Consider the following 11,649-nt stretch of genomic DNA (forward strand, 5'->3'; position numbering starts at 1 on the left):
ATGGCAACAGCAAATACACCACTGGATTTTGTACTGAACGGACTGATGGAGCGCTACCGCGAACGTGTACCGCATGTGAAAGCCATTACCAGCGCGATGGTGGAAGAAGGCATTATCGCAGATGCCGCTGATATTGAAAACGACCATATCGCGTTCCGCACAATGGGTGTGCCGCAACTGGGCATTCAGTCTTTCGAAAAAATATTCCTCCATTACGGCTATACCAAAAGAGACGCGTACCATTTTACCGAGAAAAAACTCAACGCATTCTGGTACGCTCCGCCCGAACCGCATTATCCCCGGATATTTGTGAGTGAACTGCGCGTGAACGATCTTTCAGCAGAAGCTCAAAAGATCATCCGCTCCTACACGGATGAAGTAGTTTCCGATCCGGTCGATTCCCTTAACCTGAACGATGGACAGGCCGTAGATAAGTTCCTGCACAGCGCCTTGTGGCGCACACCAACGCTGGAAGACTACAAAACGCTGTCGGCAGAAAGCGAATATGCCGCATGGGTAATCTACAACCGGTACTACCTCAACCATTTTACCATCTCCGTACACAATCTTCCGAAAGGCTACAATAACGTGGCCCAATTCAATTCGTTCCTGGAGCAACACGGGTTTCCCCTGAACGATTCGGGCGGAAAGATCAAACAAAGTCCTGATGGAGGTTTATTGCAAAGCGCCACTGTAGCTGGTAAAGTGGAAGCGACCTTCTCCGGCGGAGAAAAAACAATGATCCCGGGTTCTTATGTCGAGTTCGCGGAGCGAAGGGTGCTTCCTGAATTTGCGCACCTTCCGAAGGAAGCGGTGAAAAGGGAACACCGCCGCGAAGGATTTGAAGCCGGTAACGCCGATAAAATATTTGAAAGTACTTACAGTACGCAAACCGAGCGGGAACAATGAGAAAACAATAGCAAAACGAAGCCCCGGCATCTGCCAGGGCTTCATTCTTTATCCAACACCAACTATCCTCTTCTTCTTCCGGGCGTACGCACCACACGTACCTTGTGCCCGTTGTGTCCATGGTAAGTCGTGACCCTTGCCGAACGCGTGCGCATGGGCGTATAGTAACGGTGCGACCTTACGGTACGGTGCTGGTGCACGATCACATACTGCGGACGGTAATGGCTGCGCCTGGGGTAAAACACCTGCACCGGAACGGGCCTCCAGGGACGGTACCAAACCGGGCGACGGTTCCAGCCCCAGGGTGATACCCAGGGACGGTAATGCGGGGCATATACCCTCACCACAATCGGCCAAGACCATACATTTACCACGATCCTGTCGGGAGCATATTCCGGGAAATACGCATCAGGACCGTATCCATTGCCTCCCTGCGGCCGGTAATAATTATGCTGCCGTTCTTCTTCATAAGGTTCAGCAATATTATCGTCGCCGAATAATTCCTGATCGCCCACGATCTGGATCATGGCGCTTTCACGCCCCGTACGTTCCAGTTCAATCACGGCGATATCCTGCGCATCGTCGTGGCTGAAAGGCACCTGCAAAACAAAGACATGGTCCTCTCCCTCCATGCTTTCCACCACACGGATATAATCCGTAACACCGTTCCTGTCGAGGTCCAGGTTGTTCACATCATTGTCGGGGGAATTCAGCATCTGCTCGAAAGCTTCGGGTGTAGATGAGCGTTTGAACATATCCAAAGCGCCTTCCAGGCTGAACTGTTCGTTGGGAGAGACGTATCTATCGGAAGAACGGCGGCTTTGTGCCGAAGCGGTAGCCGCGTTTAAGGTGGTAAAAACCATCATGCCAAGGAGTAACTTACTTGTGTTCATAACCATTGATTTGGTGGTATGAAGCAAGTGTATCTCCGGGGTTTAACCGGTTGATCTAAAACGAAATGGTTTAACCTTCCGTTATAAAAAATCATTAACAAGCCAACCGCTCACCTCGGCTACCAGTCACATCTCGTGATGCCCCTCTCCCCGGGGAGAGGGGTTGGGGTGAGACTACGGCAACTTCGCCACCAACCGCTCCGGCAGCATTCTTAAAATATTGTAGATGATTTTCCATTTAAAACCAGGCACTATGGTGAACCCTGAGCCAGCTTCAACTATCGCCTTCGCCACATACGATGGTTCAAGCATCAGATGTTCCGGAAGGTCCAATCCTTTAGTCATTTTACTCCTGATATAACCGGCCACAATCACATTTACAGGGATCTTCCTTTCAAATAAATACTGTCTTAATCCCGCGAGGTATTGTGTGAAAGCGGCCTTCGTGCTGCCATACACGAAATTACTTTTTCTGCCCCGCACACCAGAAAGTGAAGACAACCCAACGATCCGTTCCAGTGCCGTGTTATCCGCATCCATCGCGATAATATTCAAGATAGAAACCGCACCGCAATAATGTACCTGCATCATACGCAGCGTACCCGCATAATCAACCAGCGCCTGATCGTTCGTAACCTGGAACCCTGCCGCGTATACAACAATGGAGGGCTTAACAGGAAGCTGTTCATAAAAACGCTGATGGCCCGCAGTGTCTACCGCGTCAAAATAAAGTACCTGCACACGATCTGTTCCGGGAAGCTGCAGGTGAACGAAGGCCTCCAGTTCCGAAGTACTCCGCGAAGCGGCCATTACAGTGTATCCTTTTTTTACGTAAAGAATCAGCGTCTGTTTCGCCACATCCGAATTGGCGCCGAGAATAAGTACATTTTTCACGATAGAATGATAGGTGATTGAGCGAACAAGATACGCCGTATGCGGCAACAAAAAACCGCATCCTTTTGAGAGATGCGGTCTGATGATATATGAACCGTCCTTTTATCGTGCGATCAGCAGCCGGGTATGGCGCAGGTTCCCGTTTTCCAAAATCTGAAGGTTGTACACGCCGGGAACGAGCGCGGTCCTTTTCTGAATCGTAATGCTGCCTGCCCCGTTAAGGGTCTGGTGCTCTTTCTGTACCAGCACTCCGGCATTGTTGAAGATGGCGATGTCAACTTTTCCATTTGTGGAGTGGCCCAGGTTAACCTGGAAACTGCCGCCTGTTACCGGGTTAGGATACACCTGTAGTGCCGCTTTCTCTTCCTGACCTATTGAAACCACCGCAGAATAAGCAGGCGCTTTTCCCTGCTCCGTATATCTCAGCCTGTAATATGTTTTTCCTGAAGGGAACTTACTGATAAAACGATAAGCCTGTTCAAGGGCGCTGCCGTTGCCTTCTACTTTTCCGATCGTCGTGAAATTACGGGCATCTGAACTTTTTTCGATCTCAAAAACAGTATTTCCATCCATAAACACTTTCCAGTTCAGTTCATGGTGAATGCCGGAAGCCTTTACAGTAAAGTCTTTGAAAGTTACGGGCAATATTCCTGTAAAGTTATAGACCTGCATTTCGTAAAGCGCGTAGTGTCCGCTGTTGCGTTGCAAGCCCAGCATTCTCACGTACCTTCCTGAAGAACCATACACATTCATCGTGTTTACGGTGCCGTAATTATTATTCAATGCGGCTACAGTGGTCCAGTTGCTGGCATCGTTGGATACCTGGATCTGGAAACTTCTCGGATAGTTATGTCCTTCCCAGAAAAGCACTACTTCTGTAAGCGTAACAATGCTGCCCATATCCACATAAACCCAGTTGTCGTCCGCGCCATTACTGCTCCATTGTGTGCATGTACCGGTACATCCGCCATAATAATTCACCTGCGAGCCGCTTCCGTTTCCGTCTACCGCATTTGCCGCACCGGTTCCGCCATGTTGGGTGGAAGAAGCCACAGCAGGAGCGTTCAGGGCGATATTAGAACTTAACGACATCACGCGGGTGCCATATACTTCCATTTCCCAGATCGAAAAGCCGTAACCTGTATTGCGCGTTTGGCCGAACATCCTTACATAACGGGCGGTGTGTCCGGTCATGTTAAAATTGTTCACATAAATAGTATTGTTGGTAACCGTGTGTACTGTAGTCCAGTTGCTGGCATCATTGGAAACCTGTACCAGGAAATTCCTTCCGCTGGCGTTTTCCCAATAAATCCTTACTTCTGAAAGCTGGTATTGCGCGGCAAGGTCAATGTAAATCCACTGATCATCGTTGAAACCGCTCGACCAGCGGGAGCATTCCCCGTTGCAACCGCCTGTGCCGTTGGCATTGGAACTTCCTCTTCCATCTACTGCCAGGTAAGGATTGTTGCCAGCCCATTCATCGGAGGAAGAAAAGGCGTTTTTGCCCAGCGCGATGTTTTGCGCGGACATTGAAAGGGAAGAGAGCAGCATTGCAACTGCCAGCAGGGGGTAAATCAGGGAACGGATCATTTTTCTACTTTTTCAGAACAACTTCCGGGATGCTAAACTCGGGTTATTCCGGGGTACGATGTAAAAGTATATTCACCCATCCGTACATGCAAACACTTACTCCCCGTTAACCCGGCATTAACAAGGGAAGCAGGACAATTTTTTGAAGAGAAAGAGGTGAACCATCTCTGTCTATATTAAGACAGCTTCATCGTAAGTATATCATAATCAATCAATTTATTTGAGGTATGCCCGGATGAATTGGGCCGAACGTTTGTTAAACAGCTAACGCTCCCGTGTTTTGGCCGGCACAAATACCGTGAAAACAACAGAACAACGAAGGAAAACACCGAGATGTGGCGGAGCGTTTTAATAGTAAATTGCACCAAAAGCATACAGGATGAACCTTGATCTTTCAGGAAAAACGGCTTTGGTAGGTGGCGCATCCCAGGGACTAGGCGCAGCGGTGGCACAAGAACTGGCGCAATTGGGCGCGAATGTAATTTTGCTGGCAAGAAATGAAGAAAACCTGAAACGTGTGCAGGAAACGCTGGACACAGGGTTGAAGCAAACGCACCATTATATAACAGCGGATACTACGCAGCCGGATGAACTGGTACAGCAACTGAGAGCATATCTGGGAGAAGATAAGCGCGTGGATATTCTTGTGAACAATACAGGCGGGCCTTCTTCAGGGCCTTTGCTCAGCACGCCGGCCATTGAACTGGAAGCCGCTTTCCGGTCGCACCTGATTACCGCGCACCTGCTGGTGCAAACCGTGGTGGAGGGCATGAAAAAAGAAGGGTTCGGGCGAATCATAAATATATTATCCACTGCGGTGAAAGAACCCATTCCGGGACTTGGCATTTCGAATACAGTGAGGGCAGCAGTGGCCAACTGGAGCAAAACACTGGCAACAGAACTGGGGCCGTTTGGTATTACGGTGAACAATGTGTTGCCTGGCTTTACTAAAACGGGCAGACTGAACTACCTTTTTGGCAAACAGGCCGAGGCCGCGGGTACCACAACGGAAAAGATCATGGAGCGGAACGCGGAACTCATCCCGGTCAAAAGACTGGGAGAACCAGAAGAATTCGCGGCCGCGGTGGCATTCCTTTGCAGCCCGGCCGCAGCCTACATCAACGGCGTGAACCTGCCAGTGGATGGAGGACGTTTGGCGGGCTTATAGGGTTGTAAACAACTGACATGAGAAAAATAACAAGCGTTTTTTTACTGTTGCTGGCCATACAGGGAAACGCACAGGAAAAAGGTATCCGTGCAAAAATCAATGCCGAGACCGATAAGGTAGAGCAAAAAGTGATTGCCTGGAGAAGGGATATCCATGCCAACCCCGAACTCGGAAACCAGGAATTCCGCACCGCCGAAATAATTGCGAAACACCTGGAAACGCTGGGCATAGAAGTGAAAAGAAACGTGGCTAAGACCGGTGTGGTGGGCATTTTGAAAGGTGGGTTACTCGGCCCGGTGATAGCGCTCCGCGCGGATATGGATGCACTGCCCGTAACGGAAAAAACAGGGCTTCCGTTCGCGTCGAAAGCAACGACCACGTACAATGGACAGCAAACCGGCGTGATGCATGCCTGCGGACACGATGCCCATGTTGCCATGCTGATGGGCGCGGCCGAAGTGTTTGCCGCTCTCCGGAAAGAGCTGAAAGGAACAATAAAGTTCATCTTTCAACCCGCTGAAGAAGGCGCCCCGGTTGGCGAGGAAGGTGGCGCCGCATTGATGGTAAAAGAAGGCGTACTGGAAAATCCCCGGCCAGATGTCATCTTCGGCCTGCACATGGACGCGCAAAGTGAAGTAGGTAATATAGCCTACCGTCCGGGAGGTACCATGGCCGGCGTGAACGACCTGAAGATTACCGTGAAAGGCAAACAGGCGCATGGTGCATATCCCTGGCAGGGAATAGACCCGGTGGTCACAGCCGCGCAGATTGTCACCAGCCTGCAAACCATTGTGAGCAGGAACCTCAACGTAACCGAAAATGCAGGGGTGGTAACCATTGGTACCATCCATGGCGGGAACCGGTTCAACATCATTCCCGAGCAGGTGGAAATGACGGGCACCCTGCGCTTCCTGAGTGAAGCGGATGAAAAAATGATTGTGCAAAGAATAAAGGACATCGCGGTGAAAACCGGGGAAGCCGCCGGCGCATCCGTTGAAGTGAAAATACCATACTCCAACAGGTACCCGGTTACTTACAATGATCCCGTGTTAATGGAGAAGATGCTTCCCTCGTTAAGGAAAACTGCCGGGGCTGAGCACATTGTGCTGGCCGTTGCACGTACAGGTGCAGAGGACTTTTCTTTTTACCAGGAGAAAGTACCGGGGCTTTTTCTGTTCCTGGGTGGTATGCCAAAGGGGAAGAATAAGCTGGAAGCTCCCTCCCACCATACACCGGAATTCTTTATCGATGAAAGCGGACTAAAGCTGGGTGTACTCGCATTGGTAAACCTGGCTTTCGATTACGCCAACCAAAAATAACCGGGGCCGAGCACCGCTTCAGGAAACACGGGCCATAGCTGCAATGGCGTTGCGCTCTGCTGTGGCCTTCAGCACCTCGTTGCGACGGAGCAGTAATTTCAGGAGATAAGGCGCCAGGATATAGCGGTCAACAAGCTTCCCGATCCATCCGCAGGGTGATTCAAAAAAGAAGATGTCCCGCATTCTTACACCTGCCAGGGTTTCTTCAAAATAATGCTGGTGCTTCATTTTTTTGAAGGGGCCACGCTCCATTTCGTCGGTGAAAAGAAAATAAGGTTGGCAGGCGGTGATGCGGACTTTCATCCGGAAAGGAATCCCCAAATGCCTGGCCCTCCAGGTAACGGTTTCTCCAGCGCCGATGTATCCGCTTGTCCGGCCGGCAATGGCGCGTTCGCCGGTGTGGTGCATACTTTCCAGGTGCATGTCGATGCTGCGTGCGGTATCGAAGCACACTTCGATTGGGGCGTTGATGATGGTTTCCAAAAGTATTGTTTCCATGGTTGCGTAAGTTATCGTTGGAGAATGGCCCTGGTTGCAGACTGCACATCAGGGTAAAGAAAAGGATAGCCGCTTTTGATGAGCCGGTTGGGGAGCACCCACCTGCTTTTGAGGATCAGTTCTGTTTCTGTTCCGATAAGGCGGGCACCGCATTCGAGTAACCATTCAGGGGTGGGAATGCCAATGTTTATCCCTGCTTCGGTTCTTATCGTACGCATAAGTTCAGCATTGCTTACGGGTTGGGGCGCGGTGCAATTGAAAACCCCGTCGGGCGTTTTGTTTCGGAGCAGCCATTCCGTGGTACGGGCTGCATCCTGCTCGTGTATCCAGGATACCATTTGTCTGCCATTGCCCTGCTTTCCACCCAAACCCCATTTTACCAGTCTGAGCAAACGGGGGAACACGCCATCCTCCGCCCCCAGTACGATGCCCATCCGAAGCGCGATCTTACGGGTGGTCGGCGTAGCTGTTTCAAAAAACGTGGCTTCCCATTGCTGACAAACCTCCACTGAAAAACCTGTCCCGACCTCCCCGTTCCATTCATCCTGCCCATGGTCCTCCGCATGACGATAAATGGTGGCGGAAGTGACGTTGATCCACAAACGAGGTGGAGTTTGCAAACGCCGGATCACTTTCCCCAGCAATTTTGTGGGCGTTATACGCGAAGCTATGATCGCATGCCGGTTCTTTGTGGTGTACCGGCAGTTCACGTTCTTTCCGCAAAGGTTGATGAGCAGATCAGCGCCTTCAAGTTGGTGTCCCCAGGCGCCTTCCTCCCTGCCATCCCAAACTTCGGTAGTGATATTATCTTTCGCTGGCGCGGCTTTCCTGGACAACAGCAACACTTTTTCCGAAAGCGGCGCATAATACCTGCTAAAGACGGTGCCCAGGTAGCCGTTGCCCCCGGCGATCACAATTTTATTGTATTTCATAAAACTCCATTAAAGATCATCCACAACAGCCCGATCCTGAAAACAATCCAGGTAAAAGAAGGTATCCATCCCAATTGCAGCAGCCTGCACCTGCGGATGTGTTCAAGCAACATAAGTCCTGCCACGCCAATAAATACGATTCCATACGTTGCAGCTCCGGCGTCAAACAACAAAAGGACCGGGCGTGCCAATAACAGTAACAATCCGCCTGCAAGAGAAACGGTCATCATATTGCCCAGGTAGTCCCATAGTTTTTTTCTTTGCACCAACAACAACACAACAGCCTGGAAGATAATTTGGGCACCGCAAATAAGATATTCCCGGAACCAGGGGCCAGCAGGCAATAGTTCGTCCATATAAGGCGTATAAGCGGAAAGGATTGCCGCGGTGGTCAGCCAGGTAAATAACAGGTAAAGCAACCTGTAATGCAGGCGGAAAGAGGGCTGCCAGGCATAAGTTCCTTCCCCGTTTGCGGGCACGATAACCCTGCGGTTGTAAGAAACGAAAGCATAGGCTTTCCGCAGGCACCAACGTAAAAGTCCAAAGTTGAAAACCGGGCGCAACAAAGGGAAATTGTGCGCCAGCACCGTGCACAAACTATCCACGCCATAAGTAACGGTCCCGGTTTCCAGGTTCACCAGCGCAATTTCATTTACCGCCCGCTGCTTGTCGACCAGCGGACAGGCGCCTTCGGGTAAACGCTGGTAAGCTTCACGCCCATTCGCATCCATCATGCCGGAGCTTACAAAAGCATTGGTATACAACTGGCACATGGGACATTCTGCATCGTAGAGGATCAGGTGATTGCGGAGCGTTCTCATCGTATAACGGTTTGATGTTTGCAGTGAAAGAACATATCGAACGGCACCCTTCATTTTCTTTGCTTCACCCATCAAAGATAATCAACATTTTCAAACTTTCAATATTTTCTGAAAATTAGAAATCAAATAAGATATGTATTTTAGCGGCATGAAAACGATATCCAGACTCTTAATAATTTGTATATGCCTTCTCCCTTCCATTACCGCTTCCGCCTGGGGTATGTTGGGGCATCGTGTGACCGGGGAAATCGCCGAAACCTATCTTTCCGGAAAAGCCCGCAAGCAGATAAAGGCAATACTGGGGAATGAAAGCCTGGCCATGGCCAGCAACTGGGGTGATTTTATTAAATCCGATCCCGCATACAAATACCTGGATTCCTGGCATTACATTAATTTCAGCAAAGGGTTGAACTACGAGCAGATGGTGAATGCCGCGGAAAGCGACACTACCCCTAACGCTTATAATAAATTGAAGTTCTTAATCAGTGAACTGAAAAAGAAGGAACTTCCATCAGATACAAAAAGGATGTACCTGCGCCTTCTCATTCATATTACCGGAGATATCCATCAGCCCATGCATGTGAGCCGCGCTGAAGACCTGGGCGGGAACAGGATCAGGCTGATGTGGTTCAACCAGCCTTCTAACCTGCACCGGGTTTGGGACGATCATTTGCCGGAATACCAGAACCTGAGTTATACAGAATACACCCGTGCCATCAATTTCACGAATAAGGATACACGTAAAAAATGGCAGGCGCAGCCCATTACCGAATGGCTCTATGAATCCTACAGCATCAGCGCTGAACTCTATGAGGAAATCAAAAGCCCGGAGCAGAACCTCAGCTATAATTACAACTTCAAACATGTTGAAACACTCAACAATCGCCTGTTGAAAGGTGGTGTAAGGTTGGCGGGCTTGCTGAATGAAATTTTCGGATAGCAGTTATCCTTTCAGTAGTTTATCCAGTTTCAGGTAGCCGATGTGCAATTCATCCTGAGGATGATTTGAGGGTGCTGGCTGTAAGCGAAGTTGGTACTTTTCCCTCATGGAACCGGGAAGAATATCTTCTATCTGGTACACATCATCCACATCAATCCCGTACTTATCGTCGATATGGGCGGTTGCGCCACTAAAACCGGTATGTTGATAGAAGGCGGTCGACTTTCCCTGCTGAACGGCTTTTCCCGCATCCGGCGCCACTACCAGCATTTTGTAATGGTACTCTTCCATGTCGCCGGGTTTGTACCCGCCCAGGTTCAGGAAAAATACACGTTCCTGCAGGGTGTATTCCGGTAAATCTTTTCTTTCCATTACCTCAATGGTGAAACCGTCCACCAACGTCACTTCCCGCCAGGAATCAATATGGATACGCCCTTTAGCTTCGGGCCAGGCTTCCTTCATGGCAGGAACCAGGTCTTTTAACGCCGGCGCTATCCCGAAAAAAACATCGTGTTGCTCGGTGCGCCTCCCTTCGGGAGTCGCGCCCATGATGACCATGAATAATTTTTGATTCATTTCCGAAAACCTTTGTTGCGAAGATATTCCTTTGGCGAATTAATTTTTGTCCAAGAATATCTTCATTTTCCGTAAAACTTTGTTCCGCGTCAATGGTCCTCTGTAAATAAAAAAAGGCGTATTGAAATACGCCCTTTTTATAATCAACCTGAACCAACGACCACATTATTTAATGCTGTTCTGCCATTCGGTTACATAAGTCCGGGCAGCGGTGACAGCTTCTTTGCCAGCACGGAAACATTTCTTCCATTCGTCAGGCTTCTTTTCGTATTCTGCTTTTACGAAGTATTTCTTTCCGCCGGGGCCATCTTTCAGTTCGGCGGCAAAATCAACGGTGCCGGACAACTGAAGGAACTGCTGCAGTTTTCTTTTTACATATTGACCGGGCGCTTTGGGATAGTCTTTTTCAAACTGAACGAGGTTGTCCTGGTATTGCTTTTTGGAATGGGTATAAGTCATTTCCATCATCTCCTTCATGTTCTGGTAATCGGGATGTTTGGGATCACTGTACATGCGTATTTGCTCATTAAACATGGTAAGGGCTTCTTCGAGCGATTGCTTTGTTTCTCCTGAAGTGCCGGGCAGGCTCTTTTCAATATTTGCCTTTCCCTGCTTCGCGCCATCTACCATTTTCTGCATTTCTTCGGCAGCGGTGGAAGGGGCTTTGGGCGCATGCTCCTGCCTGAAACTTTCGTAACGGGCAGCGAATTCAGGCGATTCCGTGTATTGCTTTGCGAATGCAAGTAGTTCCTTCGCCGCAGAAGCCTGCTGGGCAGGTTCATACTTCCGCAGGACTTTTAACTTCCCTGCATAAGGAAGGTAACGGGTACTTATGGATGTCCATACATGTTCCTGTGCCTGTTTCGGTGTAATGCCCAGTTCATCGAGGAGGTTTTGCACCGCCATATCACGGTGTTTTTCTTTCACAAAGGAGGAAAGCAGCACCGCAGCGATCATGGCGCATAAAGTGAGCGCTAGTTTTACCCTGCCGTTCAGCAGTGGCGTTCTTTTGTTATTCATGTTTGCTATTTTAGAACACAAAGTTCCGGGAAGCGGGTTTGCGCGGCAACCACATAAGCAGGTGAAAAAAGCCTGCCGCACATGCCATT

General features: G+C 49.7%; 12 protein-coding genes. 4 read left to right on the forward strand and 8 right to left on the reverse strand.

The features are described from left to right. Complete coding sequence (locus tag M4J38_RS02250; RefSeq protein WP_251757896.1) at window positions 1-909, forward strand: DUF1338 domain-containing protein; 909 nt, start codon at window positions 1-3, stop codon at window positions 907-909. A 62-nt stretch (window positions 910-971) separates the two neighbouring features. On the opposite strand, the gene M4J38_RS02255 is transcribed toward M4J38_RS02250, so the two are convergent. The 3 genes from M4J38_RS02255 to M4J38_RS02265 form a co-directional block, all read right to left on the reverse strand. Continuing rightward, window positions 972-1,802 carry a hypothetical protein gene (locus M4J38_RS02255; RefSeq protein WP_251757897.1) on the reverse strand — a complete coding sequence of 277 codons (831 nt, stop codon included), beginning with the start codon at window positions 1,800-1,802 and terminating at the stop codon, window positions 972-974. A 174-nt stretch (window positions 1,803-1,976) separates the two neighbouring features. Further along, complete coding sequence (locus M4J38_RS02260; protein WP_251757898.1) at window positions 1,977-2,696, reverse strand: SDR family NAD(P)-dependent oxidoreductase; 720 nt, start codon at window positions 2,694-2,696, stop codon at window positions 1,977-1,979. Window positions 2,697-2,798: 102 nt separating this feature from the next. Further along, window positions 2,799-4,286, reverse strand: a complete 1,488-nt coding sequence (locus tag M4J38_RS02265; protein WP_251757899.1) for a discoidin domain-containing protein — start codon at window positions 4,284-4,286, stop codon at window positions 2,799-2,801. Between the two features lie 379 nt (window positions 4,287-4,665). Here M4J38_RS02265 and M4J38_RS02270 point away from each other — a divergent pair, with 379 nt between their 5' ends. Further along, window positions 4,666-5,454 carry an SDR family oxidoreductase gene (locus M4J38_RS02270; protein ID WP_251757900.1) on the forward strand — a complete coding sequence of 263 codons (789 nt, stop codon included), beginning with the start codon at window positions 4,666-4,668 and terminating at the stop codon, window positions 5,452-5,454. Between the two features lie 17 nt (window positions 5,455-5,471). Next, window positions 5,472-6,773 (forward strand): amidohydrolase, encoded by a 1,302-nt coding sequence (locus tag M4J38_RS02275; RefSeq protein WP_251757901.1) that lies wholly within the window; start codon window positions 5,472-5,474, stop codon window positions 6,771-6,773. An 18-nt stretch (window positions 6,774-6,791) separates the two neighbouring features. Here M4J38_RS02275 and M4J38_RS02280 read toward each other — a convergent pair whose 3' ends face one another. From M4J38_RS02280 to M4J38_RS02290, 3 genes are read right to left on the reverse strand one after another with little or no spacing between them, the layout of a single operon-like run. Beyond that, complete coding sequence (locus M4J38_RS02280; protein ID WP_251757902.1) at window positions 6,792-7,271, reverse strand: SRPBCC family protein; 480 nt, start codon at window positions 7,269-7,271, stop codon at window positions 6,792-6,794. 11 nt (window positions 7,272-7,282) lie between these two features. Then, entirely contained in the window at window positions 7,283-8,203 is a 921-nt protein-coding gene (locus M4J38_RS02285) for a TIGR01777 family oxidoreductase (protein ID WP_251757903.1), read from the reverse strand. Then, window positions 8,200-9,024 (reverse strand): hypothetical protein, encoded by an 825-nt coding sequence (locus M4J38_RS02290; protein ID WP_251757904.1) that lies wholly within the window; start codon window positions 9,022-9,024, stop codon window positions 8,200-8,202. The genes M4J38_RS02285 and M4J38_RS02290 overlap by 4 nt, the downstream gene beginning before the upstream one ends. Window positions 9,025-9,172: 148 nt before the next feature. Between M4J38_RS02290 and M4J38_RS02295 the strand changes: the two genes are divergently transcribed. Then, complete coding sequence (locus tag M4J38_RS02295; protein WP_251757905.1) at window positions 9,173-9,964, forward strand: S1/P1 nuclease; 792 nt, start codon at window positions 9,173-9,175, stop codon at window positions 9,962-9,964. 3 nt (window positions 9,965-9,967) lie between these two features. Here M4J38_RS02295 and M4J38_RS02300 read toward each other — a convergent pair whose 3' ends face one another. Both M4J38_RS02300 and M4J38_RS02305 read right to left on the reverse strand, forming a co-directional pair. Continuing rightward, entirely contained in the window at window positions 9,968-10,540 is a 573-nt protein-coding gene (locus M4J38_RS02300; RefSeq protein ID WP_251757906.1) for a DUF1543 domain-containing protein, read from the reverse strand. 165 nt (window positions 10,541-10,705) lie between these two features. Continuing rightward, on the reverse strand, window positions 10,706-11,560 hold the full coding sequence (locus M4J38_RS02305; protein ID WP_251757907.1) for a hypothetical protein: 855 nt from the start codon (window positions 11,558-11,560) through the stop codon (window positions 10,706-10,708). Window positions 11,561-11,649 lie beyond the last annotated feature (89 nt).

The organism is Parasegetibacter sp. NRK P23 (assembly GCF_023721715.1).
Classification (GTDB): domain Bacteria; phylum Bacteroidota; class Bacteroidia; order Chitinophagales; family Chitinophagaceae; genus Parasegetibacter.